Here is a 23853-nt window from a genome sequence, read left to right as displayed (position 1 = left end):
ATCAAAAGTCAAGCGGGCGTCCACTCTGCATGGACGCCCGCTTGACAGTGGTGGTTTTTACTTGGACTTTTTGCGACGGCGCGCAGCCAACAGGCCAAGGCCGAGAATGGCAAACGTCGCCGGTTCGGGAACCGCGCCGGGCGTGAAATCGATCCCTTTGATGATCTTGCCCGTATCGGCTGTGAACAAGGTCGTGGCCGAACCCAGGTTCAAGGTCGAGTTCCAACCGGCCGAGTCGCTTATGCTGAGAACGCTGTTAGCCGTCAAGGCGCCTTGGCCCGTCGTCACAAACAGGGTCGCGCCAGGGGCAGCTGCGGTTGCCCGCGCCGCCAAGCCGAATCCGCCGAACGTGGTGGCCGCCGTCCCGTTGGCAACCCACGACCCGCTCACCAGCGAGAACTTGCTAATGGTGCCCGCCGTGTTCGAAGTTGCTTGCAACGTATAGAGGACATCAAATGCCGAACCGTTAGAGCCTGAGCTCACCAAGTAAAAGTCCTGGAAAGAAGAGGCGCCGTTTGCCAGTCCGGCCAGACCGGCATACGTGCTGCCTGTCGCCGCACTAAAAGTTCCAACCGGTGCCGCGGTCGTCGATGCCGTCATACCGTAAACCGTCCCGCCAAAGGCGTGGACTTTGCGGAAGTTCCCCGTTGGGCTGGCCGCGCTCGTCCCGTTCGTGTAAAGGCCGCCTTGGTCGGCGATGAACCACGTGGAGTTATCCAGGCTCGTCGAAGATCGGGTCTGGTTGCCGCTAGTGCCGGTGTAAGTGGTTTGGATGGCAAAGTTGCCGCCAAAGTCCAGCGAGCCGACCGCCCGCGGGTTCAACGTGTTCACGTTGGAGGTCGTGTTGCCATCCAGGTTGACCGCATTGAAAGTCAACAGCGAACCGTCGTTGGTCAAAGAAAGATAGCCGGTGCTAGTGGCCGAACCGGAAAGCCGCATGGCCGCCGTCCCCGTCCCCGGGATGGCATAGGTGTTGAGCGCACTACCTGGGGTAGTTGAGCTCAGTTCCAAAATGCCGAACGTGGTGTTGCTGAGGCTAGCATCGGCTTGGAGCACGGCAAGGTTGCCGGCGCTGAAGGCGTGGGCAGAAGCCGAGATCGCGGCAAAGGCGACGACAGCGAGGCGCGACGAATTTTTGGCGTAGGAAGTGCGATTATTGGGCATGTCTCCTCTCAACTGACACCTCAGCAAAACTGCTGAATGGCGCTAACTGGAAATGTATCACGCCACGGCGAACGAGTTATATGCGGAAAATTGTTGCCAGCAAAATTACGGGTACATGTTAACCGTGCCATAACATGGAACCTGATGAATGGGATCAAAAGACCCTGGATCCCGCTCGCACCGGGCTACCGGCTTGGTTCGAAAAGAAACCGGGAGCCCATGCGGGCTCCCGGTCTCGATTCAAAGTCTTGCGACCGTTACTTGGACTTTTTGCGGCGGATGAGCGCCACTGCACCCAGGGCCAGAACCGACATCGAAGCCGGTTCCGGAACCATGTCGTAACCGATGACATCCATGTTGCGTTGGCCAACGGTGGTGAAGTTGTTCTGGATTCCCGTGTTGGTGAACGCGTTGAAGCAATCGGCCGTGGAGGCGTAATCCATCGAGTCGCCACCGCTGACTGTGTTGAAGTTGACCAGGTTGGTTGCACCGCTGTTGATTGAGAAGTAGGTTTGCGGGGTCAACGCACTGCCGAGGGCGCGGGTCCCGTTGCCCGAGTAGCGGTAGAGGTCGTTGATGCCGAGCGAACTGGCGAACCCGAGGATCCCGATGCGGCCCATGCATTCGGAGATTTCGTGCATGGCAACGCCGATAAAGTCGAACGAACCGGCAACCGCGCGGTTGTTCGGGTCAAACGCATAGGTGTGACCAGCACCAAAGGTGATCGTCCCGTCGCTGCTGGCATTGTTGCCAGCGATCTGGCCGAGTGCCTTGGCTTGCGCGCGGGCCATGATGAAGTTTGAAGTCGTCGGGGATGCCGTGCCGAGCGAGGCCACCGCGGTTGCGTCGTCAGCGGTCGTGGCGTCGTTGGTCAACATCGTTTGAATTTGGGCAAACGTGAAGTTGCCGACCAAAGGCGTGCTGCTCGATCCCAGAGTCCCCGTGCCCGCTGCGAGTTGGAACGTCAGGTTGATCGTAATGTTGTCGGTGTACCGGCTAGTGAACTCCGCTTCGGCCAAACCGATCGCGGTCTGGAATTGGGCGGCCCGGGGGTCTGTCCCAAAAGAAAAAGTGTTGTTGAAGCTCAAGGCGTGAGCGGTCCCGGACAGGGCAACCAAGGTTGCGCTGGCGGCGAGGATGGTAGTTGTTCTCATGTGCGACTGTCTCCTATCAAACGATTGCGGCCAAGCCATCCATGTGCATGGCCAACCCCAACAGTTTAGGGGATGGGCCGATAAATTGCAACATTGACGCACGGCAATTTTGCTAGGTTATTCAGTCGCAACGTTATTTCGATTGCCTCCTGGCTGGCGAACTGGCAATTTTCTCGCCTCAGCCCGCGGCCAAGGCGCAAAGGCGGTCTTCCATCGCCATCCGGTCGGGATCCACGGTGCCTGGGTTTTCCAAGTAGTGCCCGACGATTTCCATGACCCCCCGCGAAAACGGCGTGGTGCAAGCAAACCCAGGCACCATCGCCTTGATTTTGGAATTGTCGAACACCATCGAATTCGCCTTGTCGCCCAACAGGCCGCCGCGCCGCCCCGGGTCGATCTCCGCAATCTTTGTTGAAGGCAAGTACCGCTTTTCAGCCACGATTGCTCGGCCAGTCAAGCGCGACGCAGCGTGGGCGTGCAAGTCGTAGATTTGGTTCCAGGTCAGCCATTCATCGCTCGTGATGTGCACGCTATCGCCGATCGCACCGCTGTATCCTAGCAAGCCGTTGAACCCCTTGGCGAAATCGGCATGGTGGGTGAGCGTCCAAAGGCTCGTGCCGTCGCCATGGACACAAACGGGCAACCCATTGAGGATGCGATGCAAAACCGTGTAGCCGTTGTCGAAAGGCAAAAGCGTTTTGTCGTAGGTGTGCGAGGGGCGGACAACCGTGAACGGGAATTTTTCTTCGCGGTAAGCGCGGGTCAACCGCTCTTCGCAGGCGGCCTTCTGCCGGGAATACTCCCAAAACGGGTTGTCGAGTGGCGTTGATTCCAACACGGGCAATCGGCTCGGTGGGGTTTGGTAGGCACTGGCCGAACTGATGAAAACATATTGCGCGGTTTTGCCCCGAAACAGGTTGATATCACGCTCGATCTGGTCCGGCGTGTAGACGATCCAATCCACCACCGCATCCCAGGTGTGGCCATCTAAAACGGATGCGGAATTATTGATGTCTCCCCGGAGAATCTTTACACCATCCGGGGCTGGTCGGCTGCTGTTCCCCCGGGAAAGCAGATGGAGGTCAATCCCCTGGCGGGCCGCCAATTCCGTGCAGGCCGATGAAATGATCCCGGTCCCGCCGATGAAGAGCACTTTCATATGAATACGCGCGACGTTACCCCGGCCCCGGTGTGGGTTTCCGGTTGGGAGCTGGGATGGGGCTTCAGTAGTAGCTCAGGCTCACAATCGATATGTCGCCCGAACTCGTTGTGCAGTAATCACCGACCACCGCCCCGCCATAGGTTTGCCATTGGGAAAAGATGAGGCTGGTCAGCGGGGGCCCGGCATCCAGGCGCAAAAATTGGCCGTTTCCATCACGCAATTCCAATCCGCTCACATATAACGATGCCCGCGACCCGGCGATCACAAGTTCAACCGAAAGGCCACTTGATGTCGAGGGGTAGTTAAATACCGATTGGTCTTTGATGAGCGACACCCATGGCGTGCCGTTCCCGGTGAACGGGTTGTTGATGATGCGGAGGTACCGGGTGCCTTGGTATTCGGCAAAGCCGACCCCGAAAAATCGGCCATTCCGGTCTTGCAGGCCCATCATCATTCCAGGAACAGGAGATTCCAAAAGACCGTGGTACCCGCCAAAGGAAGCGAGTTCCGCCCGAATCGAGGATCCAAGGGAAAAATCGATGGACGTGTCGTGTCGGTCAAAAACCATGTATCCGGATTTGCCGGGGTTGGCATTGCTGTTATACGCCGTTGAATTGGCCGTGTCCAACTGCATCCACACAAATTCGCCCCAAGAAAGGAAGCCATTCAGAACCGTTGGCTGCGCCGATTGGCTCGAATTGAGGTTTGTCCGGAAGTTCCACCCCCAAAACGTGCCGGCCATGCTCGGGTGATCGGGCCGGACCCGGTTGACTGTCGACGTGAACACCATGCCTCCCGCCGCGGAAACCGGAGCCGCCATAGCCAGGGCAAGCCCCCAAAAAAGCCATCGCATGGCACCAGGTTGGGCGTCGGGGCGGCATTCCGTCAATCCCAACCGGTGGTCAGGATTCCCATTTGGTGGTCAATAGTAGCTCAGGCTGGCAAATTGGATCATCCCCGCGCTAGAAAGCGAATAGTCCCCGATGATCGCTCCACCATAAGTTTGCCAATCCGTGAAGATCAGATTGTTCAACGGAGGGCCCGAATCTAAGCGGACCGGCATTTGATTCTCATCCAGTAATTCCTTGCCGCTCACCAACAACGAGGCACCTTAGCCGGCAACTACCAACTCCATGGTCAGCCCTTGGCGGATCCCGCTCAAATAGTAAAAGTTCGTCGAAGTCGTCAGCTTCACCCAGTTGGTGCCCGCCCCGGTGAACGGGTTGTTGATGATGCGGACATAGTGGTCGATGAAATCCCAACCCAGCCCGATTGCAAAGAACCGGCCCCGCTTATCCTGCAATCCAATCATCATTCCCGGAACCGGCGATGTCGCCGTTGACGCATGGCACCCCATCCGCAAAATCTGCGCCCGGATGGTTGAGCCCAGTGTGAAGTCAATCGATGTGTCGTGACGGTCAAAAACCATGTAACCGCCCCGGCCGGGAAGCGACGGATTATTGAATGCCGAAGAGTCGTCCCATGTGCTCAACGTGAGATAAGTCGAGGTATCGGCAACTTCGTTGACACGGGTGACGTACGGCAACGTGACTTGGCTCGAATTGAGATTCGAATGGAAGGTCCATCCCCAAAAGGTTCCTGCCAGGCTGGGGTGATCCGGCCGGACATTGTTGATCGTATCGGTGAACACCATGCCCCCTGCGGCCGAAACCGGAGCCGCCAAAGCCAAGGCAAACCCCCAAAAAAGCCAACGCATAGCACCAGGTTGGACATCCAGGTGGCTTGCCGTCAATCCCAACCGGTGGTCAGGATTCCCCATTCGGTGGTCTTTTGGAGACCAGCCTTGCCCACCCGTTGATCCCGAGGCGGATCAGGGAGTCCGCAAGGCCGTGCTGCGGGTTCGCCCCGTGTGTGGACCTGCATGGGAATCCAAAATCGAACTAACATCCTCTGTGTGGAAAATCTCAGCAAAGTTGCAAAAGTGACGGCTGTGTTCTGGGTCACCAAAATCTTGGCGACGACACTCGGCGAAACTGGCGGGGACTTCTTTGCGCAGACGTCAAAACTCGGTTACGCCACGGCGACGGCGATTTTTCTCACATTTTTTGCAATCACGCTGGGAATCCAGCTCTCAGCCAAAAAGTTCAATCCTTGGATCTATTGGGGGGTCATCCTTTCCACAAGTACCGCCGGGACCACCATCTCAGATCTAATTGACCGCGATTTGCATTTGGGATACGCCACAGGTTCCGCGATCCTGGTCGGGATTTTGGTGGCCATCCTCATCATTTGGCGGCTGAGCACCGGCACCCTCTCGGTCGAATCGGTCACCGGCGGCAAACAGGAGGTCTTTTACTGGATCGCGATCTTGGCATCCAATACGCTCGGAACGGCGCTCGGCGATTTCCTGGCCGACAGTTCGGGACTCGGGTTTGCCGGTAGTGCCGGCTTGATCACTGGTGTCTTGGTGCTAATCTTGATCCTCCACCTGGTCACAAAGCTAGACAAAGTGTGGCTTTTTTGGGCGGCGTTCGTCTTGACGCGGCCTTTCGGGGCGACATTTGGAGACCTGCTCACCAAGAAGGAAGACCACGGCGGCCTCGACCTGGGAACCGGTGGATCTTCGCTGGTACTGCTGACGTTGCTCGTCATCGTTGTCATTTGGACCAACCGGCGCACCCAAACGGTGCAACCGGCCTAATTCGCCCAATGTTGGCCGGGGATTTGGCAACATTGGCTCTTTCCGGCGGATTCCTGTGCCGCCTGAGCCATCATCAAAGCGATGCGGCAGATGCGGAGATGTTTTGTTTGGCTCCTCCTTTCGGTTGCCTCACTGGCCAACGCCCATGACCCGCAACTGAGCCGTGTGGAAGTGGCCGTGACCGCGAACCGGGCGAATGTGACCGCCGTGACGGCCGCATCGACACTGCGGCAGTTTACGCATTCCGCGAACCGCGAAGCCCTTGCGCAAGGGTTTGCTGACCGAATCGAGCTCTGGTCCGGCGACACCAGAGTCGAATTGGAAGGGCTCAACCTGCAAATCGACGAAGCCGATGATTCGGCGATTTTGACCGCAACCACCCATTCGCCGGTGGATCGCCTTTCGTTGCGACAAAGGGTCTTCCCACAACAACCGGAAAGCCGTACGATCCTCTCGATCTGGGTCAAGGGCCGGGAGCCGGTCGATGTCGTCCTCGACCCCGCCCATCCGGCCTATATCCCAAACGGGTCGGTTCCCGGCTTTGCTGAACGGGCCTTGGCATTCCTCTCGCAAGGCATCGGCCATATCCTTAGCGGGCCCGACCACATCCTTTTCGTCCTGGGCTTGGTGTTGATCGGCGGCTCGGTCAAGTCGCTCCTCAAAATTGTCACGGCATTCACTCTGGCCCACAGCATCACGCTCACTTTGGTGGCCTTGGGGGTCTTCCATTCCAACCCGCGCGTCGTGGAACCACTCATCGCCCTTTCGATTGTGGCGGTGGCGGTTGAAAACATCCGGCACTCCCGGATCGACGAAGACAAGCGGGCGGCTTCGGCGGGATGGCGGCCTTGGATCGCCTTTGCCTTCGGATTGATCCATGGATTCGGATTTGCCGAAACACTATCCAGCCTCGGCCTTAAGGGTGGCGCCTTGGCTACCGCGCTTGTCTCGTTCAACATCGGGGTTGAGTTCGGGCAGGCGCTCATCATCATGGCCGCAGTCCCAATTGTCTTGGCCGCGCTCCAGAAGAAACCCCTGGCTACGAACCGGTTTTTGGTGGCCGCATCCGCCGGCATTGGGCTGGTCGGCCTGTTTTGGTTCGCCACCCGCATCCTGAGTTGAACCAGCAGCCCGCCCGACCGTCCCATCCGGCATGGTTGCTGCCTTCGCATCCGCCCTGCTCTTAGAAACTGTCCAGCCGATCAAAGTGGAAGTCGATGGCGTCGAGCGCCAAGGGATCTACCTGAAACCGGCAAAGGGCTCTGGCCCAGCCCCCCTGGTCTTCGGGTTCCACGGACACGGCGGAACCATGAACTCAGCCAGGCGCAGTTTTGGAATCGAGGAAGTGTGGCCAGAGGCCGTGGTTGTTTATCTGCAGGGATTGCCGACCCCGGGGCAGCTCACCGACCCGGAAGGGAAGAAGAATGGATGGCAACAGGGCCCAGGTGCGATGGAAGACCGGGATGTCAAGTTTTTTGACGCTGCGCTGAAATACGTCCAGTCACACGAGCAGATCGATCCCCATCAGATTTACGCTATGGGCCATTCCAACGGCGGTGGGTTTACCTATACGATTTGTGCAGCCCGGCCCCAGGTTTTTGCGGCAATCGGCGTGAGCGCGGGCGGATTCCAAGGCGGGGCCAAATTGCAACCTTGTCCTGTCATCCACATCGGGGGGGTCAACGACCCCCTTGTCAAATACCGGGGGCAGCAGGCGACCGTTGCCCGGTTGAAGCAGATCAACGGCTGCACCAAAGACCCTGCATCGTGGAACGGGGTTGCCGGCGCCGAGCTTTTCAAATCCGAAAAGGGGGATGTCGTGTTTGTGACCCATCAGGGCGACCATAGTTACTTTGCCGATGAGACAAAGTGGATTGTTACATTCTTTAAAGAGCATAAAAAACAGTAAGGATTTGGGAAAACTTAGCGAACTTTGACCCCTAGTGAACCGTTAGGACTGCTATGACACCGGTGGCCTTAGCCCTTGCGGGACTTGTGATGGGTTCACAAGTCGGGCCCGATATCAAAAGCAGTCTATTGGTCTCCCACCGCACTGCCATGCCTGGTGATCGGGTGGCGGCCCTCATCGTGCTCAAGATCCCTGAACCCTGGCACGTTTACTGGAAGAATCCAGGGGATTCCGGAGTGCCGACCCAGATTGATTGGGAACTTCCCAAGGGATGGCAAGCCTCGCCCCCGGATTTCCCCGTCCCTAAACGTTTGGAATCCGAAGGAATCGTCTCCTATGCCTTTGAGCGGCAGCTTGTTTTGCGCACCTGGTTGACGGTGCCAGAAGAATCCCGTCCCGGAGAGGTGGCCGCCATCCGGGCTAAGGTCAAATGGCTCGCGTGCGTCGAAACCTGCGTCCTCGGTAGTGCGGAACTCGCCACCCAGGTCAAAGTTGGGGCGATGTCTGAGGCGGATCCTGCCGGGATGGCCTCCCTCAAGGATTTTGCCGCGACTGCCCCTAAAAGGATGCCTGACTTCCTGGTTAAGGCATGGCCCAGGGTGGACGGATTCGATCTTGTGATCAACGATCCTGGAGTCTCTTCTGCCTTCTTCTTTGCCGACGACTATCGAGACGTCGAATGCGGCGCACCCCAGGAACGGACGTCCAACGGCAACACATCCACGCTGCGCCTCAAGATGCCCGTTTCCAGCCTAATGCTGGCCGAACGTCTGCGGGGCATCCTCACCTATGAGACCAAGGTCGGGGAATCCAAAGCATTTGTGGTCGATTTGCCGATCCAACCCATTCAGGGCAACTAGGACAACAACAGGACAAAAACATGATCAGACACACTCTTGCAACCGCGATCATCGCCACTGCCGTCGTTTTCGGCCACGCTCTTTCCCAGCCGTCCACGCTCGGGGAGGCCCCCGCCTTCTCCCTTGCCGATTCAAAAGGGGCAACCATTTCACTTAGCCAATTCAAGGGCAAATATGTTGTCCTTGAATGGTGGAACTACCAGTGCCCGATCGTCCGGCGGCATTACGATTCCGGAAACATGCAATCGCTGCAGCGTCAGCTGACGGAAAAAGGCGTCGTATGGCTTTCCATCAACTCGTCGGCCGCCGGCAAGCAGGGCAACGTGGATGGCCCACGGGCCGATGAGGTCATGAAGTCCGAAAAGGGCGCGGTCTCCCACATCCTCCTAGACCACGATGGCAAAGTCGGCCGGGCCTACGGGGCCAAAACCACACCGCAGATGGTTCTGATCTCCCCGCAAGGCGAAGTCCTCTACAATGGCGCGATCGACAACATGCCTAACGCTAGCCGGGAAGAAACTTCAAAGGCCGAGAACTACGTGCTCCGAGCCTATGGCGAAGCCGTTAGTGGCAAGGAAGTCTCTATCAAGACAACCCGGCCCTATGGCTGCAGCGTCAAATATTGAATTGCGGCGGTTTGCCAGGTGCCAAGCACTTGGCAAACCTATTCCATTTGAACTGCCAGCTGCATGGCCCGGCGGTTCCACGACCGGCGGTAAAGGTTTGTGGTGTAGGCAGCCGTCACTGCCGCCCCGGCCACCACAAAGCCACTGATCTCCCATTTGAAATCCGTCAAGGATTCCACGCCGGCCGCCCCCGCCGCCGCGGCAACTAACAGGAACGCCAAGGCCACAGCAAAGAAAACCCAGTTGAACAAGAAGATCCGGCCAAACGGCCGCCAATCGAGCCGTTCTGATTCTGCCGGCTTCCGCCGTTTCAGGATTTGCTCCCAGTTTTCAGCAGAATCGAGTTGGGCCAGGCACTTGCGTTCCATCGCATTCGGAGACCAGGAGTCCGGTTGGAATCGAGCCATATCCATTCTTCTCTAAGTCACGTGGAGGTGGTTTAGTTCGCGTCAGCTTTCAAATTGATCCGGAAGCTCGGGTCGGGCACCGTATAGCCCAACTTCACGGATTTGAGGAAGTCTTTGGTGTACTGGTCCGGAGTGATCCGCACGATCAATTTGACGGGTTTTCGGCCGCCGCCCTCGTCATCGTAATAGACCAGGTCGGTGATGATCGAACCTGCCTGACCCACCGGCCGGTTGAAATCGGTGATGTTGTAGGGCTGTTTCAAAATGTTTTGGTCGGCCATCACCAACTCGACGCTTTGGAAGCCGGTCCCATCCAGCGCGATGTTTTGGGCATTGGTGCCATTCCTCAATTCGGTGGAGACCACCCAGCCGGGCCGGTCGCCATCCAGCGGCTTGACCCCGGTCACCCGGAATCGCCAGATCCCGTTGAACAGCCATTCGTTCATCCCCCCTTCAAGAGCCACCATTTGGTTCGCCCCGCCGTTTTGAGGGAAATTAATCGTCATGGTGTTGTTGGCCGTGCTCACCGTCGCCCCCGCGGCTTTGAGTGCGCTGACCGGGATGTAGGTGGCCCCGTTGATCACTTTTGGGGCTTCTTTGACTTCCTTGCCGTTGATCACGAGCCGGGTGGCGGTTTGGGCGGCGAAGCAACAGGCGGCGGCACACAGGCCGAGCACGATGACGGTGCGGCTTTTCACAATCCCAGTATAGTGCCGCTGTTGCCATTCGTGGAATTTTTGGCAACCCGTGGAAGTTGGCAGCGGTATAAAAGGCAGTGCCGACGGGGTTTGAGCACTCCTTTGGGCCCGAGTGGGGGCCAGTCCTGGATGAGAGGGTTTCTGAAGAAGAAGCCCGGATCCTGTTGCAGCGGCTTGCCGTTCAAGAGATTTCAGGGGCCCCGACCCTCTCGGCAATTTGCGAAGCATCCGGCGCAACACCGGAAGTGGCCGGACGCATCCTGGCCGATATCCGGGGGACGACTTGGCAGGAATTGTTTGGCCGACGCGTTTCGGCCATCGAACGCCGCCTGCAAGACCATGATGAGCGATTCGCCCAACTCGGGGCGACACTCGGGGCTGAACCAAAATCGCAACGGGATCGTGACGCCGACGCGATGCTGGACGCATTGTCGGCCCAATACAATCAGGAGCGGGAGTCCAAAAGGAAAATCGCCTGGGTCGCCACGGTGGGACTGATGTTGGCCTTAGTCACGGTGAGTTTTTGCATCCGGTACTTTGCCGTGGGCACGCCGCCCCAAACCCCGGTGGTAGCCGCCGCGCCGGTGGCCGAACCAGACCTAGCCAGGATGCCCGCGGAAGATGCTGCCGCTCCGCAACCAACCGAAAAGTAACGCAAAAAAGCCCAGCCTTTGGCTGGGCTTTTGAGAGGTTGTCAGACCGTCAGGCCGAACGGCGGCGGCGGCGTGCGAGCACGGCCGCGCCGGCAACCAAAGCCACCATAGAAACCGGTTCCGGAACCGCCTGCGCATATTGGCTGCTTCGCACCGTGGCAATTTGCGAGGTCGTCAGCAAGTCGAGGTTCTGGCCATCGGGGGCAACATCACCCAACGTCTGCGGGATGTCGCGGAGACCGCCGCTGCAGATCAGGTGGTTGCTGACGCTGGTGTGCGCCAAACCCAGACAGTGGCCGAGCTCGTGGGAGAAAGTGTCCACGCGGCCCAAAGCCGAATAGCCGGCGATGTTCGTCGTGTCCATCACCATGTTGCGCGCGCCGATGGATTGGGCGAACCCGTAAACGCTGGATCCGGTTACAGTGTCGACAAACCAGGCGTTAATGGTCAGCGGATCGGTGCTGGCCCCGTTGCCCGCCAAGCTGAACAGCGAGTTGTTGTTGATGTCCCAGTTGTTCAACGTGGTGTTGTTGACAACAACCGGCGCCAGGAAGTTGAACTGGATGTCGGCCTGGGCGTAAATCTTGTTCGCATACTGGACGTAGCGCAGATCCGGCGAGAGGTTGGAGCCGTCGGTGTTGGCCACCAGGATCGGCTTGATCGTCACAAAAAGGGTCGGGGCCGCTTGGGCAACAGAAACCGCCACCGTGGCGATGAGCAGGAGGAGGGCCTTGGTCTTCATTATTTCCTTTCCGTCATGGGCAGAAACCGCAAAACCGGATCCTGACCCGATCCACTATAACTGAATTCCACCCTGATAAGGGTGGAATTCATCAAAATCCTGGTAAAGCGCCCAATTTGGGCGCCGGTCAAAGAGAATTCAGATAGCCATCGAGATTGTCAAACGTCCCCGTCCAACCGTTGTGGCAGCTTTCCAGGCCCTGGGCAAAAGTTGCCACCTCTTCAGCAGAGGCATCCATCGGCTCCCAAGTGAGCAAAATCCGGGTCTTGTCGCCCAAATCCTCAAACAAGATGGTGGTGAGCAACTTCAGCGGCCAAGTCGGGGCCATCGGGTGGTGGATCAAGTTGCCATCCGCATCGGCAAACGAGTTGACATAAACTAGCTTGTCCATCGGGTCGACTTCCACAAATGTGTATTTGCCGTGCCACACCGTGCCTTCTGGGCTATCCATGCGGACGTGGTTGTAGCCGCCGGGTTGCAGGTCGCTGTGCAAAAACACCGTGTGGCAACCGGCCGGGCTGAACCACTTGGCCATGTGATCTGGCTCGGTGAAGCATGCCCATACGGTTTTGCGGGGAGAGGCAAAGGTGCGCTCGATTCGGAATACGGGTTGCAAGTCAGTCATTGTTTTTTCCAAGCAGTCGTTCCAGGTTATCCATGGATTGGTTCCAACCGGTTTGGCTCCCTTCGGCAAAGTCGGGGTTTGCCAGGTAGAGCTCCACCGTCACTTTCGTGCCGGCTTCTGTCGGTTCAAAGGTGATTTCTGTCGTCAAGTTTTCAAGATGGTAGCCGAGGTAACGGACCTCAAAATCATAGGCCACAAAGGAGTTCGGGACGACTTGGGTGAAAACACCCTCACTCGTCGAGTCATTCCCGTCGGCATCGCGGAATCGGGTGTGGGTGCGGCCCCCGATTTGGAGGTCGAACACCACATCGGGGCACGTGAACCCATCTGGTGCCAACCAATGTTTGAGGATGGATTGATCGGTAAAGGCTTGGTAAACCGTCTTGACCGGGAAGGCGAACTCCCGGATGATTTGAACTTTGTCACGGGTCACTGGCCGTGTCCCCTCAAATAATCTTCCAGCGCGTCGTAACTGGCCGAGGCTCCGCGTTCCATGCCGGAATTGAGGTGGCCATCACGGTTTTCTTTGTTCAAGTGCCGCACCACGACCCGGAAGACAGTTTTGCCGTCCTCTTCCGTAAAGGTCGCGCTTTCGACGGCGGCGTTCTCCCGGATCACCGGCACATCGTAGATGAACGTCCGCACGAACTTCTCGTGAGGAATCGCCTCCAAGCACTGGCCAAAACAATGGAACTGCCCCATTTCGCCCATATCCATGCGGAAATGCCACGGCGCCCCGACCTCGGGCTTGCCAGTGGATTCCAATACGGTGCCAAGGCCGCAACCCAGCCAATGCTTGTGGTTTTCGTGGTCGGCAAAGGCTTGGTAGACCAAGGCGGCGGGGAAGTCGAACCGGCGCTCCAAATGGATCTCGGTATCGTTCGGTAGGGTGATTTCTAACTTGTTGGTCCTTGTCATTCAATGTCCTCGTCTCTGTTTTCCTGCCCTTGCAATTCCTTGAGGTAGGCGTCTAGGCGGTCGAAAGATTCCTCCCAAAACCGCCGGTACGTCTCGATGTATTGGTTGGCCGCTTGCAAGGGCTCCGGGTTGAGCCGGCACGGCCGGTATTGCGCCTGCCGCGACCGCTCGATCAGCCCCGCGCCCTCCAGCACCTTGAGGTGCTTGGTGATGGCCGGGAGCGTGATGTCGAAGGGGGCCGCCAACTCGTTCACCGTGCACTCGCCTGTGGTGAGGCGCGCCAGGATCGCCCGCCGAGTCGGGTCGGCAAGGGCGGAGAAGGTGGCGGAGAGGTGGTCGTGTGTCATTTAACTGATTAGTTAATTAACTGAAAGGTATAATAACAGGTAAAGAGGACGCCCGTCAAGAGCTTCGGAAAAAAAACTCCATTCAGGAATTGCGGGCAGACCCGTCAGGCCTTCATCACCGGACTCGCCCAGCCATCGAACTCGCCGCCGTATTTTTCGGCAACTTCCTTCAGGTCCAGGCTAAGCTGGCAAACCACTTCCGGCTCGATCGATGTCGTCCGCACAAAGACGCACCAATACTCACCCTTGCTGCCAGATTTTTCCGGTGGGGTCGGGCAAACAAAACCCATCGTTGCGGCTTCAGCCAAAAAGGGGCCGACATTATCCCACTTGCGCATGATGCAGGCGAAATCGACTTCGCGCGGAATCGAAAAGACGTCGCCGTTCTTGCGCAGTTGGTTATGGAGTTGCGCACATTGGCCTATGTAACTTTCCAATTTGGTGGGGACAAAAAATTTCTTGTAATAGCCCCACTCCGGATCGGGCGTGCTCGTCAACTCGACTTCGATTTTGCGCAGGAGACTCGTGCTGACCGAGACGGAGGCGGGCCCCGGTTCTGGCGAGTAAAACGAGGAGAAGACGACGCCCGGGATTTTGACTCGGCCGGCGTAGACCATCCCGAGCATTTCCAGCTTTTGGATGACTTTGTCTTCTAACTCGTTGACCCGATCCCCTTCTTCGGGATCCGACCAACCCCTTTCATTCTGCTTGAATGGGAAGACCGCCTGGACAATATAACCATGGGATTTCAATGGAAAATCTGCCGACTCGGCGGCAATGATCAGCATGACACTATCGCCATCAACCCTCTGATAAAAGACATGCCTGGTTCGCATAGCCCAGTATGGCGACGCCGGTGTCCGTTTTCAAATTCTCTGAAAATGAAATGAAATTTGAGATGGATTTGTTGACAAGCCCGCGATAGGCCGCCTGGCTTGGCCCGACTGCTCTCAAGCCTGAAGAGTCAATTCGTCTATAAGCGTTACAGCTTGAATCGCGCTCGAAAGCAAACTCAATGAAATGTTTCCATCAGGCTACAATTTTTTTGGTGCCTGCCAGGTGACATCGCGCCTCAGCTTCAGTATGATGGCGGAATGCTCATCACCGCGATGCTCGCCCTTTCTGCGGGCTTGACCGCCGGGCAAGAAGGTGTCATCGTTTACACCAATGCCCGAATCTATGTCTCACCCGGGCAGGTTGTCGAAAAGGGCAGCCTCCTTGTCCAAGGAGGGCGGATCGCCGAGGTCGGCAAATCCGTCAAGGCCCCCGCGGGTGCCAAAACCGAAGACCTTTCAGGGATGACCGTTTACCCGGCATTCATCCACCCGGGCACGGCAACAAATGTCGCCGGGGTTTCGCCCGCCCCTTCCACCGGTGGGTTCGGCCAGCAACTCTCCGTGTCGGAACTCCAAGCCCAGCAGGCCAAACGCGATAAAGACCCATTTAACCGGGAGGCCAATTTCTTGCTGGCCAAGTCGGTCGCCACTGCCGAAAAATTTGAATCGGACAGCCTTCAATCTTTGGCCGAGTATGGCTACGGCTTGGCCCGGATCCAGGCCACTGGGGGGCTGATCGGCGCGCGCGGTGCCATCGCTAAAACGGGAACCAAATCCGTGGCCGGCGCGACGGACGATTCGCTGGTTTCATTCAGCCTTGCCGGGCGTGGTTTTGGCGGAGGTGGATACCCAACCAGCACGATGGGCGTGATCTATGTCATCCGGCAGACTTTGATCGATGCCCAAGAATACGGCGGAGGAGACGATATCGGCCTGACAAGGCTCAAGCCGGTTTTGGAAGGCAAGCAATATGCCCTGTTCGACGACTTGACCGAAACCAGCTACTTCCAAGCCCAGCGCATCGCAAATGAATTCAACCTGAGCCCCGTCTATGGGTTCCGGTCGGATTCCGGCGCCGTCAAAGACCTCCTGAAATCTTCCGGCGCGCCAGTCTTGTTGCAGGGCCGGATCCCAGTCCCCCCTCGGATCGGGGACAACCTTGATTCGGTCAGCCTTGCCGGAGTCCGGCAGTACTTCAACGAAGTGCAGGCAGGGGCCGAGTTGGAAAAGGCGGGAATCTCCTTCGCCTATTCGCCCGCAACGGCTTCCAATCCGTTCGAAGGGTTGCGCACCTATGTCCGGGGAGGGCTCAGTCGCAAAGCGGCCCTCGCCTCAGTCACCACCGAGCCGGCAAGGATCCTGGGCATCTCGGATAGCTACGGGACTCTGGAAAAAGGCAAGGTCGCCAGCTTCACCGTTGTGCAAGGCGACATCCTGGACTCGTCGAGCCAAGTCATGCAGACGGTCATTGAAGGGAAGGCTGCCGAATTCAAAAAGCCAGAGCCCAAAGATCCGAAATCCTTGAAGCCGGATGAGCCGTTCAAGTTGCCGGCTCCCAACCACGCCTTTTTCCCTGCTCCCGCCGAAACAACGGCGGCCTACCGGCTCTACAAAAATGCCACAGTCTGGACCGAGGGTCCGAGGGGGACGATCCCCAATTGCGACGTGTTGGTCAAAGACGGAAAGCTCGTCCAAGTCGGGCCAAACCTCAGCGCCCCGAACGGTTGCCAGGTGGTCGATGCGACAGGCAAACACATTTCACCCGGTATTTGGGATTGCCACAGCCACACCGCCATCCTCGGTTCGGTCAATGAGTCCACAAACATGATCACGGCCGAATGCCGGATCCGCGACTGCATGAACCAAACCGATACCGCGATCTACCAGCAGCTTTCCGGCGGGACGGTCGGGGCAAACCAGCTCCATGGTTCAGCCAATGCCATCGGCGGCCAAAACAACGTCGTCAAATGGCGGTGGGGTTTGCGGCCGGACGACTACCACGTCCAGGGCTCGCCTGAGGGGGTCAAGTTCGCCCTCGGACAAAATCCGATCAACGAAGATGACGGTTCCCCGCGCAGTGCGGTGGTTGGAACCACTCTCCTGACGTTCCGCCCTCGGACGAGGATGGGGGTTGAAGAAGCCATCCGCAGGGCCTTGCAACTTGGCAAAGAATACAACCAGGCGTGGGAGGATTTCAATTCGGGGAAAACCACGGTCAAACCCCACCGCGACCTCCAGTTAGAGGCCCTGGGTGAAATCGCCAGCGGCCAACGGTGGATCCACAGCCACGGGTACCGCCAAGATGAACTCCTCATGCTCATCCGGATCGGCAAGCAGTTTGGGACGCATCTGGCAACCCTGCAACACGTGCTAGAAGGGTACAAAATCGCCGACGAAATGGCCGCCGCCAACGTGGGAGGCTCGACCTTTTCAGATTGGTGGGGATTCAAGCTTGAATCTTATGACGCCATCCCCTACAACGCCGCCCTCATGGCCCAGCGGGGAGTTGTTGTTTCGGTCAACAGCGACAGCAACAACCATGCCCGACGCCTGAACATCGAAGCCGCCAAGTCGATGCGGTACGGCGGGGTCGATGCCGAAACGGCCCTCAGCTTTGTCACCATCAACCCAGCCAAACAGCTGGGGATCGACAAGTGGACGGGAAGTTTAGAAGCCGGCAAAGATGCGGATTTCGTCGTCTGGAGCCACGAACCGACGAGCATCTACGCCGTCGCCCTGGAAACCTATGTCGACGGGGTCAAGAGGTTCGACCGGGCGAATGATGCCAAACAGCGGGCCGAACGGGAACAGGAACTGCTGGCGGCCAAAAAGATCTTGGAATCCAACACGCCCTCTAACCCGTTCACAACGGGCGGAGGAGCCCAAGCCAACACTGCCAACGAAGACATGAGTCCGACCACGGCGACGTTTGGATTGGCCGACATCTCTGGCGAACCGGGAACCGTGCGGTACCCGCGTGGGGCGACCCTAATCCAAAACGCCACCATCCACCCCATGACCGGCGAGTCGTTCACCGGGGACATCCTGATTGGGGCCGATGGGAAGATCGCGTCGACCGGCAAGGGGCTCAGCCCCAAAGGCGCCGAGGTCGTCGATGGGACCGGAAAACACGTCTACCCCGGCCTGATCGACCCGTCAACCGGGCTCGGCATGGCCGAAATCGGGCAGGTTCCAGCCAGTGACGACAGCAGCGAACGGGGCGACTTCCATCCCGACTATCGGGCAGAACGCACCATCAATGCCGAATGGGACACGCTCGGCGTTGCCCGCCAACAAGGCATCCTCACCGTCGTCGTCAAACCGAGTGGGGGAGGGATACCGGGGCAGGCCGCGCTCATCAACACCGAAGGCTATACCTGGGAGGACCTCACCATCCAGGGTGGTGTCGCGTTGATGTATTCCGTCGGGCGGGGAGGTGGCCGGTTTGGCGATATGCACGAAGCTCTCTCCAACCTTTGCCGGTGCGACGATGGGCTGGATGGCCATGACCACGACTTTGAGCTCGCAACCCAACTTGACCTGGAATTCCGCGCCGGACAGGGTGCTCCGGGGCAAGGAAGGGGGCAAGGCCAAGGCCAGAATCAAACCCCGCCCCCGGGGATGGATGCCCTGACCCAAAGGATCAACGACGCCCGCGACTATGCCAAAAAGCGGGCCGAAGCAACGCCAGAGAAACCGGTGGCCCGGGATCAACGGCAAGAGGCCATGCTCGAAGTCGCCGAAGGGCGGCTCCCCGTCATGATCTCGGCTAACACGGCCGACGACATCAAATCGGCGGTGAAATGGGCGGAGGACAACCATGTCCGCATCCTTCTCTATGGGTGCACCGGCGCCGGCGAGATTGCCGATTGGCTTGCCGCCAAAAAAGTGCCGGTCATCCTCGCTTCGGTGTTTGGAATCCCCAGGGCCGACCAGCCCCTCGACTACTACTACGGCATGCCCGCACGGCTTGCCAAAGCCGGGGTCAAGTTTGCTCTTACCATGAATGAGAATCAGGACACCCGGCAACTCCGGGACATCGCCGGGTGGTCGGCCGCTTATGGCCTGAACCGGGAAGACGCTGCCCGTTCCATCACGCTTTGGCCTGCCCAAATCCTGGGCATCGACAGCCGCGTCGGGGCCCTCAAACCCGGGATGGAAGGGACGGTCATCCTGGCCGACGGGGAGATCACCGAAATCAGCACCAAGGTCGAACGGGCCTGGATCCAGGGCCGGGAAGTCTCTCTGACCAACCGCCAAACCCGGCTGTACGAAAAGTATGGCAACCGCCCTGGACAAACCCGAAACGAGCGGCCCTAACCAGCGGCTGGGGCTCCAAGCAGGGATGCTTGGAGCCTATTTTTTTGCTGCAAAGTAGGCTGCCCCGACAAGCAAAAGGAATGAAATCAGATGGTTCATTGTCGGCTTCTCCTTGAACATGAAAACGGCGAAAAGGGCAAACGTGCTGATGCTGAGCAGTTCCTGCGTTACTTTGAGTTGGGTCACCGACATGACCTCAGCACCCATCCGGTTGGCCGGGACTTGGAAACAGTATTCGACAAGCGCAATGCCCCAACTCGCCAAAATGAAAATGGCCATCGGTTTATCTTTGAACTTGAGGTGGCCGTACCAGGCTAAGTTCATGAACACATTGGCCACCGCAAGCAGCGCCACCGTGGCGAAGAATTTTTTGGGCATGGCCGATTGTAGTGCCGCAATGCCCCATTTTTTCAATCAATGACATGCCGCCGTTCACTCCGGTAGAGTCTCGGCACGATGTTCGCCGCCACCGCCTTTGCCTTCGCCGTTGGTCAATCCCAGCCCGACTTGGACAAGTTTGTCTATCCATTGGCTCCCGCCCTGGCTTGCCCACCGGTTGTCACGGACTGTTCGGACATCCCGGCATGCGAACCATGGGCGGCCAAAGCGGCCGAATTGGTCAAAGCCTGGTATGGGCCCCTCACGCAGCTACTGGCCACCGATGGCATTGACCCGGTGACAAAGGAGCATTCGGGCAAATCCTTCCAACCTCCGGCCAAGATCATGCTCGTCTTCAAAAAAACGCTGAATGTGCCGGCCTACTGTTCCGGCGGGACGATCACGATCAATGGTGAATGGGTGACCGCCCACCCCGACGACCTGGGGATGGTGGTGCACGAGCTGACCCACGCCGTCCAGCAATACCCCCGAAATGAAATCGATGCCGGTTGGCTGACGGAAGGCATAGCCGATTACACTCGGTGGTGGCGCTACGAACCCGAACTCCATGCCACAGCCGGCCGAACCAAACCGGATTTTTCTAAAGCCAAGTACACCGATGCCTACCGGACAACTGCGGTTTGGCTCGCTTGGATCGAAAAGAAATACGACCGGCGCACGGTTCCCGCACTCGATTTTAAGATGCGGCAAGGTAAGGATCCGATGCCGGTGTTTAAGCAGCTCACCGGCAAAACCGCCGACGAACTTTGGGACGACTTCTCAAAAGAGTTCAAGTGAGGTTGGCCCCGCCCAACCACCTGCGCCGGTGGTTGGGCGGGTTATTCCGGACTCAAACGACCCGGAATGTCCGCCGCTCGACAAATGTGTGGCCGAACATATCAATGGTGCGGACATCCACGGTGTTGAGGCCCTTTTTCAAGTTGCTAGGCAACGGCGTTTGCCACATGTGCGGCGTTTCTTCCGGTCCGGCGATCGGCCTCCCCAAAGGCTTGGGGTCTTGGCCTTCCAACTCTTTCAATCGTTGGATGTAAGGATCCTTGCCCGGAGCATTCGGAACCGGGATCCACTGGCCGCCATTAAAGCTGGCCTCCACCTTGGATCTGTCCTGGGAACCGGCGAAGACGTTGACCAGGAGCTTGGCATCGGCACTTGAACCCAGGCTGATTTCTTCGGGCAGATAGATGGCCATTTGCTCGTGGGTGGGCCGGGAGGCGGGGCGGAAAACTACTTTGTACTTGGTCTTGTCAAATTCGACGATGCTGTACCCGTTGGGGGCACCATCGGACATGGTTGCATGGGGGATGCCCCGCTCATCGGGCGTGCCGCCCCACCAGCAGCCGCAGACCGTGGCGTGGTTCAAATGGTGGTGGGGGGTCTCGCCTCGCCAACCATCGTTCTCGCCCAAAAAGTCATGACGTTGGTAATGGGTGTGCGCGCTGAACGAAAGGGTGTATGGCCGGTCTTCGATGATCCGGAATAGCTCTTCGCGGTTGTCGGTGCTCCAGATCGGGATGTGCATCGCTAGGACAAGGAGCTTTTCCTTGGGCACGTTCTTCAGCACGGCCTTCAGCCAGGCTAATTGCGCATAGGGGATCTCGCCGTGGTAACCGTTTTCGGATCCATCCCAGAACACGTTGTCCAAAACCACAAAGAAAACCGGTCCATATTCAAAGGCGTAATAGTTGTGGCCATACACACGGCGGAACGTCTCCGTGCTCATGTCGTTGTCCGGAGAATCGTAGTTCAAATCGTGGTTGCCAACCGTGCTGTACCAAGGCTTTCCGATGGTGGCCAGCGATTGATTCAAGGCCTCGTAAAACTGCAGGTTGTCGAACATGATGTCTCCCAAACTGAGGCCGAACAAGGCTTCCATCGCCGATTCATCCCGGACGACCTGCTCAATCACGTCGTGGGACATGAAGTCGATCTCTTGCCGGTTGCGGGGCTGCGGATCCCCAAACAAAATCATCTTGAACCGGTCTGGCTCTTTTTGCGGTGTGAGTTCGAAGTCGAGGCTCTCCGGTAGTTTCCCCGTGGGCTTAACCCCTTCGTACCGCGTGGCAGGCGACCCGTTCGGCTTGTGGTGGTAAAAGTGCTGGGGCAGGTTGTTGCTATCCAGGGGCAGGGCGAATCCTCGGGGTTTGATGACGAAAATAGTGGTGTCGTCCCCAACTGGGATTTCATATCGGCCCTCAGAGTCGGTTTTGACGGTGCTGAGCCCGTTGCTCACCATGACCCCGGCGATCCCTTTGCCGTTCGCTTTGTTGGTCACGCGCCCCTTCGCAACGGTTTGCGCCTCGGCCGGGGGGGCCGCCAAGATCGCATTTGCCAACGGGAGGGATCCGGCAAGAGCGGCCGTCCCTTTCAAAAAGTCGCGCCTGAGCATGCCCGGCGTTTTACCATGACGGTTTGTTAACAAGGCATTAGGAGGTCAGGGAACACCCTGCTTGCCCAATTGGAACAATGGATTTCTGCATTGCTTGACTAGATCGATTTGGCAGGAACACCTCATTCACCTGGTCAGGCCGACTCCAAATCCATTTTGTGCGGTAACTCCTCCACGCGGATCTAGGGGATCTTGCCGCCCGTCTGGACCCGCCACAACGCCGCATAAAGCCCGCCCGAAGCAACCAAGGCATCGTGGGTGCCGGATTCGATGATCCGGCCATCCTCCAAAACCCAAATGCGGTCGGCATCCCGGATTGTGGAGAGCCGGTGCGCGATCATCACCGCTGTCCGGCCTTTGGTGACCACAGAAAGGGAGCGTTGGATCGCCGCCTCCGTCTCGTTGTCCACAGCCGAAGTCGCCTCATCGAGGACAAGGATCGCTGGGTTCCGCAAGATCGCCCGCGCGAGCGAAATGCGCTGGCGTTGGCCGCCAGATAGCTTTTGGCCCCGCTCCCCAACCACGGTTTCGTACCCTTCTGGCAAACCCTGGATGAAGTCATGGGCTTCGGCGGCACGGGCCGCAGCGGCCACTTCTTCCTGGGTCGCCCCCGGTTTGCCGTAGGCGATGTTTTCGCGGACTGTGCCGTGGAACAAAAACACGTCTTGGCTTACAAACCCGATTGCCCCGCGCAAATCCGCATAGGAGAGGTCGCGCAGATCGACCCCATCCAAGGTCACCCGTCCTTCCACCGGGTCGTGGAACCGCAACAAAAGGCGGATGATCGTCGATTTCCCGGAGCCGGTCGCCCCGACGATAGCATGAGTTTCGCCCGCCGGGATGCGCATGTCCACACCCTTCAAAACGTCGTTGCCTTCCACATAGGCAAAACTGACGCTTTCGATCGTGATGTCGCCTTTGACCGGCTTGCGCAAGTTCGAACTTCCTTCGACCATTTTCGGCCTTGTCGCCAGCAAGCCTTCGATGCGCCCCGTGCTGGCCAAAAATCGTTGGAATTGGTCCAGGGTTTCGCCAAGCCCGGTGAGGGGCCACAAAAGCCGCTGCGTCATGAACACCAGGACGCTGTAAACACCCACTGACAACTGTCCGTTGAGGGCCAACCATCCCCCCACAACAAGCGTGCAGGTGAACCCGGTCAAGATCCCCATGCGGATCAGCGGGACAAACGCCGCGCTGAATCGGATCGCTTCTTGGTTCGCCAAGCGGTAGTCGTCGCTAACCTTGGCAAGCCGCTCGGCTTCGCGAGGCTCGGCCGTAAAAGCCTTGATTGTGGCAATCCCGCCAAGGTTCGCATTTAGCGTGGCGCTGAGCTCGGAAACCGCCTCCCGCACCTTGGTGTACCGGGGTTTGAGGCGCTTTTGGTAATAAACGCTGCCCCAGACGATGATCGGGATCGGGATCATCGCCAATGCCGTGACAACTAACGAACTGGCGGCAAAAACCGCCCCCACCAAAATGATGTTCCAGAACAGCCGGATGAAACTGGAGGCCCCGTTATCAAGGAACCGCTCCAGTTGGTTGATGTCGTCGTTCAGCACTGCCAACAGCCCGCCCGAGGTGGTGTCTTCAAACCACGAAAGCTCCAGCGACTGCACGTGGGCGTACAACTTGATCCGGATCTCGTGCTCGATCGTCTGGCTCAGATTCCGCCAAGCCGTGGCACTGAGGTATCCAAACGTGCTTTCCAAAATCCAGACCAGCAGGTTGACAGTTGCCAAAATCAGCAACTGCTGCCAACGGTCGGTCACCCCGAACAGGGTTGCGAACAGCGACTGCTTGCCTTGGACGATCACGTCGATCGCAACGCCGATCAGGATCTCCGGCGCAACATCCATCACCTTGCCCAGCGTTTCGTAAACCGTGGCAAGGATGATCCGCGGACGGTGGGGCCGCGCAAACTGCCACAACCAGGGGAGACCGGCTTGGGACATGGGAGCCCCTATCTTTGCACTTTGGAACAGCTT

25 protein-coding genes are annotated in these 23853 nt (G+C 58.2%); 8 read left to right on the top strand and 17 right to left on the bottom strand.

All coding sequences use genetic code 11. The features are described from left to right. Positions 1-57: 57 nt before the first annotated feature. From JNM28_13200 to JNM28_13175, 6 genes are all read right to left on the bottom strand, one after another. Positions 58-1164 carry a PEP-CTERM sorting domain-containing protein gene (locus tag JNM28_13200; GenBank protein ID MBL8069398.1) on the bottom strand — a complete coding sequence of 369 codons (1107 nt, stop codon included), beginning with the start codon at positions 1162-1164 and terminating at the stop codon, positions 58-60. Positions 1165-1421: 257 nt separating this feature from the next. Further along, positions 1422-2318, bottom strand: coding sequence for a PEP-CTERM sorting domain-containing protein (locus tag JNM28_13195; GenBank protein MBL8069397.1), 897 nt, complete (start codon positions 2316-2318; stop codon positions 1422-1424). A 178-nt stretch (positions 2319-2496) separates the two neighbouring features. Beyond that, positions 2497-3477: an NAD-dependent epimerase/dehydratase family protein gene (locus tag JNM28_13190; protein MBL8069396.1), complete on the bottom strand. Its 981-nt coding sequence runs from the start codon at positions 3475-3477 to the stop codon at positions 2497-2499. A 64-nt stretch (positions 3478-3541) separates the two neighbouring features. After that, positions 3542-4333 (bottom strand): hypothetical protein, encoded by a 792-nt coding sequence (locus JNM28_13185; protein MBL8069395.1) that lies wholly within the window; start codon positions 4331-4333, stop codon positions 3542-3544. A gap of 69 nt (positions 4334-4402) precedes the next feature. Continuing rightward, a complete protein-coding gene (locus tag JNM28_13180; GenBank protein ID MBL8069394.1) occupies positions 4403-4543 on the bottom strand; it encodes a hypothetical protein in 141 nt (46 codons plus the stop codon). Positions 4544-4591: 48 nt separating this feature from the next. Beyond that, complete coding sequence (locus tag JNM28_13175; protein ID MBL8069393.1) at positions 4592-5197, bottom strand: hypothetical protein; 606 nt, start codon at positions 5195-5197, stop codon at positions 4592-4594. 165 nt (positions 5198-5362) lie between these two features. Between JNM28_13175 and JNM28_13170 the strand changes: the two genes are divergently transcribed. From JNM28_13170 to JNM28_13150, 5 genes are all read left to right on the top strand, one after another. Further along, positions 5363-6142, top strand: a complete 780-nt coding sequence (locus JNM28_13170; protein ID MBL8069392.1) for a hypothetical protein — start codon at positions 5363-5365, stop codon at positions 6140-6142. 81 nt (positions 6143-6223) lie between these two features. After that, on the top strand, positions 6224-7264 hold the full coding sequence (locus JNM28_13165) for a HupE/UreJ family protein (protein ID MBL8069391.1): 1041 nt from the start codon (positions 6224-6226) through the stop codon (positions 7262-7264). Between the two features lie 31 nt (positions 7265-7295). Continuing rightward, positions 7296-8051, top strand: coding sequence for a prolyl oligopeptidase family serine peptidase (locus JNM28_13160; protein ID MBL8069390.1), 756 nt, complete (start codon positions 7296-7298; stop codon positions 8049-8051). A gap of 149 nt (positions 8052-8200) precedes the next feature. Further along, positions 8201-8911 carry a hypothetical protein gene (locus JNM28_13155; protein MBL8069389.1) on the top strand — a complete coding sequence of 237 codons (711 nt, stop codon included), beginning with the start codon at positions 8201-8203 and terminating at the stop codon, positions 8909-8911. Between the two features lie 20 nt (positions 8912-8931). Continuing rightward, positions 8932-9537: a redoxin domain-containing protein gene (locus JNM28_13150; protein MBL8069388.1), complete on the top strand. Its 606-nt coding sequence runs from the start codon at positions 8932-8934 to the stop codon at positions 9535-9537. 38 nt (positions 9538-9575) lie between these two features. Here the strand turns inward: JNM28_13150 and JNM28_13145 are convergent, their stop codons facing one another. Next, a complete protein-coding gene (locus JNM28_13145) occupies positions 9576-9944 on the bottom strand; it encodes a hypothetical protein (protein MBL8069387.1) in 369 nt (122 codons plus the stop codon). A gap of 32 nt (positions 9945-9976) precedes the next feature. After that, positions 9977-10642 (bottom strand): hypothetical protein, encoded by a 666-nt coding sequence (locus JNM28_13140; GenBank protein MBL8069386.1) that lies wholly within the window; start codon positions 10640-10642, stop codon positions 9977-9979. A gap of 77 nt (positions 10643-10719) precedes the next feature. On the opposite strand from JNM28_13140, the gene JNM28_13135 reads away from it, so the two are divergent. After that, a complete protein-coding gene (locus tag JNM28_13135) occupies positions 10720-11295 on the top strand; it encodes a hypothetical protein (GenBank protein MBL8069385.1) in 576 nt (191 codons plus the stop codon). A gap of 49 nt (positions 11296-11344) precedes the next feature. Here the strand turns inward: JNM28_13135 and JNM28_13130 are convergent, their stop codons facing one another. The 6 genes from JNM28_13130 to JNM28_13105 all read right to left on the bottom strand — a co-directional run bounded on the left by JNM28_13130 (position 11345) and on the right by JNM28_13105 (position 14763). Further along, a complete protein-coding gene (locus JNM28_13130) occupies positions 11345-12037 on the bottom strand; it encodes a PEP-CTERM sorting domain-containing protein (GenBank protein ID MBL8069384.1) in 693 nt (230 codons plus the stop codon). A gap of 127 nt (positions 12038-12164) precedes the next feature. Further along, positions 12165-12662, bottom strand: coding sequence for an SRPBCC domain-containing protein (locus JNM28_13125; GenBank protein MBL8069383.1), 498 nt, complete (start codon positions 12660-12662; stop codon positions 12165-12167). Further along, positions 12655-13095 carry an SRPBCC domain-containing protein gene (locus JNM28_13120; protein ID MBL8069382.1) on the bottom strand — a complete coding sequence of 147 codons (441 nt, stop codon included), beginning with the start codon at positions 13093-13095 and terminating at the stop codon, positions 12655-12657. Before JNM28_13120 ends, JNM28_13125 begins: the two co-directional genes overlap by 8 nt. After that, positions 13092-13580 carry an SRPBCC domain-containing protein gene (locus JNM28_13115; GenBank protein MBL8069381.1) on the bottom strand — a complete coding sequence of 163 codons (489 nt, stop codon included), beginning with the start codon at positions 13578-13580 and terminating at the stop codon, positions 13092-13094. Before JNM28_13115 ends, JNM28_13120 begins: the two co-directional genes overlap by 4 nt. Next, positions 13577-13927, bottom strand: coding sequence for a helix-turn-helix transcriptional regulator (locus tag JNM28_13110; protein ID MBL8069380.1), 351 nt, complete (start codon positions 13925-13927; stop codon positions 13577-13579). Before JNM28_13110 ends, JNM28_13115 begins: the two co-directional genes overlap by 4 nt. 104 nt (positions 13928-14031) lie before the next feature. After that, positions 14032-14763: a DUF695 domain-containing protein gene (locus JNM28_13105; protein MBL8069379.1), complete on the bottom strand. Its 732-nt coding sequence runs from the start codon at positions 14761-14763 to the stop codon at positions 14032-14034. A 258-nt stretch (positions 14764-15021) separates the two neighbouring features. On the opposite strand from JNM28_13105, the gene JNM28_13100 reads away from it, so the two are divergent. Further along, a complete protein-coding gene (locus JNM28_13100; GenBank protein ID MBL8069378.1) occupies positions 15022-19083 on the top strand; it encodes an amidohydrolase family protein in 4062 nt (1353 codons plus the stop codon). 36 nt (positions 19084-19119) lie between these two features. On the opposite strand, the gene JNM28_13095 is transcribed toward JNM28_13100, so the two are convergent. Next, a complete protein-coding gene (locus JNM28_13095; protein ID MBL8069377.1) occupies positions 19120-19461 on the bottom strand; it encodes a DMT family protein in 342 nt (113 codons plus the stop codon). Positions 19462-19539: 78 nt separating this feature from the next. Between JNM28_13095 and JNM28_13090 the strand changes: the two genes are divergently transcribed. After that, positions 19540-20259 carry a hypothetical protein gene (locus JNM28_13090; GenBank protein ID MBL8069376.1) on the top strand — a complete coding sequence of 240 codons (720 nt, stop codon included), beginning with the start codon at positions 19540-19542 and terminating at the stop codon, positions 20257-20259. Between the two features lie 52 nt (positions 20260-20311). Here JNM28_13090 and JNM28_13085 read toward each other — a convergent pair whose 3' ends face one another. Next, positions 20312-21868, bottom strand: a complete 1557-nt coding sequence (locus JNM28_13085) for a calcineurin-like phosphoesterase family protein (GenBank protein MBL8069375.1) — start codon at positions 21866-21868, stop codon at positions 20312-20314. A 182-nt stretch (positions 21869-22050) separates the two neighbouring features. After that, entirely contained in the window at positions 22051-23820 is a 1770-nt protein-coding gene (locus JNM28_13080) for an ABC transporter ATP-binding protein (GenBank protein MBL8069374.1), read from the bottom strand. Positions 23821-23853: the final 33 nt, after the last annotated feature.

This window comes from Armatimonadota bacterium, from assembly GCA_016789105.1.
In the GTDB taxonomy this organism is placed as follows: domain Bacteria; phylum Armatimonadota; class Fimbriimonadia; order Fimbriimonadales; family Fimbriimonadaceae; genus UphvI-Ar2.
This window is presented reverse-complemented; position numbering and strand designations above follow the sequence as displayed.

What these genes read in the sequence shown, in the direction of transcription:
- JNM28_13125 (MBL8069383.1), bottom strand. Translation starts at nt 12,662, where the DNA reads ATGACTGACTTGCAACCCGTATTCCGAATCGAGCGCACCTTTGCCTCT.
- JNM28_13185 (MBL8069395.1), bottom strand. Translation starts at nt 4,333, where the DNA reads ATGCGATGGCTTTTTTGGGGGCTTGCCCTGGCTATGGCGGCTCCGGTT.
- JNM28_13190 (MBL8069396.1), bottom strand. Translation starts at nt 3,477, where the DNA reads ATGAAAGTGCTCTTCATCGGCGGGACCGGGATCATTTCATCGGCCTGC.
- JNM28_13165 (MBL8069391.1), top strand. Translation starts at nt 6,224, where the DNA reads ATGCGGCAGATGCGGAGATGTTTTGTTTGGCTCCTCCTTTCGGTTGCC.
- JNM28_13160 (MBL8069390.1), top strand. Translation starts at nt 7,296, where the DNA reads ATGGTTGCTGCCTTCGCATCCGCCCTGCTCTTAGAAACTGTCCAGCCG.
- JNM28_13170 (MBL8069392.1), top strand. Translation starts at nt 5,363, where the DNA reads ATGGGAATCCAAAATCGAACTAACATCCTCTGTGTGGAAAATCTCAGC.
- JNM28_13195 (MBL8069397.1), bottom strand. Translation starts at nt 2,318, where the DNA reads ATGAGAACAACTACCATCCTCGCCGCCAGCGCAACCTTGGTTGCCCTG.
- JNM28_13145 (MBL8069387.1), bottom strand. Translation starts at nt 9,944, where the DNA reads ATGGCTCGATTCCAACCGGACTCCTGGTCTCCGAATGCGATGGAACGC.
- JNM28_13175 (MBL8069393.1), bottom strand. Translation starts at nt 5,197, where the DNA reads ATGCGTTGGCTTTTTTGGGGGTTTGCCTTGGCTTTGGCGGCTCCGGTT.
- JNM28_13095 (MBL8069377.1), bottom strand. Translation starts at nt 19,461, where the DNA reads ATGCCCAAAAAATTCTTCGCCACGGTGGCGCTGCTTGCGGTGGCCAAT.
- JNM28_13180 (MBL8069394.1), bottom strand. Translation starts at nt 4,543, where the DNA reads ATGCCGGTCCGCTTAGATTCGGGCCCTCCGTTGAACAATCTGATCTTC.
- JNM28_13150 (MBL8069388.1), top strand. Translation starts at nt 8,932, where the DNA reads ATGATCAGACACACTCTTGCAACCGCGATCATCGCCACTGCCGTCGTT.
- JNM28_13100 (MBL8069378.1), top strand. Translation starts at nt 15,022, where the DNA reads ATGCTCATCACCGCGATGCTCGCCCTTTCTGCGGGCTTGACCGCCGGG.
- JNM28_13105 (MBL8069379.1), bottom strand. Translation starts at nt 14,763, where the DNA reads ATGCGAACCAGGCATGTCTTTTATCAGAGGGTTGATGGCGATAGTGTC.
- JNM28_13130 (MBL8069384.1), bottom strand. Translation starts at nt 12,037, where the DNA reads ATGAAGACCAAGGCCCTCCTCCTGCTCATCGCCACGGTGGCGGTTTCT.
- JNM28_13090 (MBL8069376.1), top strand. Translation starts at nt 19,540, where the DNA reads ATGTTCGCCGCCACCGCCTTTGCCTTCGCCGTTGGTCAATCCCAGCCC.
- JNM28_13085 (MBL8069375.1), bottom strand. Translation starts at nt 21,868, where the DNA reads ATGCTCAGGCGCGACTTTTTGAAAGGGACGGCCGCTCTTGCCGGATCC.
- JNM28_13110 (MBL8069380.1), bottom strand. Translation starts at nt 13,927, where the DNA reads ATGACACACGACCACCTCTCCGCCACCTTCTCCGCCCTTGCCGACCCG.
- JNM28_13080 (MBL8069374.1), bottom strand. Translation starts at nt 23,820, where the DNA reads ATGTCCCAAGCCGGTCTCCCCTGGTTGTGGCAGTTTGCGCGGCCCCAC.
- JNM28_13200 (MBL8069398.1), bottom strand. Translation starts at nt 1,164, where the DNA reads ATGCCCAATAATCGCACTTCCTACGCCAAAAATTCGTCGCGCCTCGCT.
- JNM28_13155 (MBL8069389.1), top strand. Translation starts at nt 8,201, where the DNA reads ATGCCTGGTGATCGGGTGGCGGCCCTCATCGTGCTCAAGATCCCTGAA.
- JNM28_13115 (MBL8069381.1), bottom strand. Translation starts at nt 13,580, where the DNA reads ATGACAAGGACCAACAAGTTAGAAATCACCCTACCGAACGATACCGAG.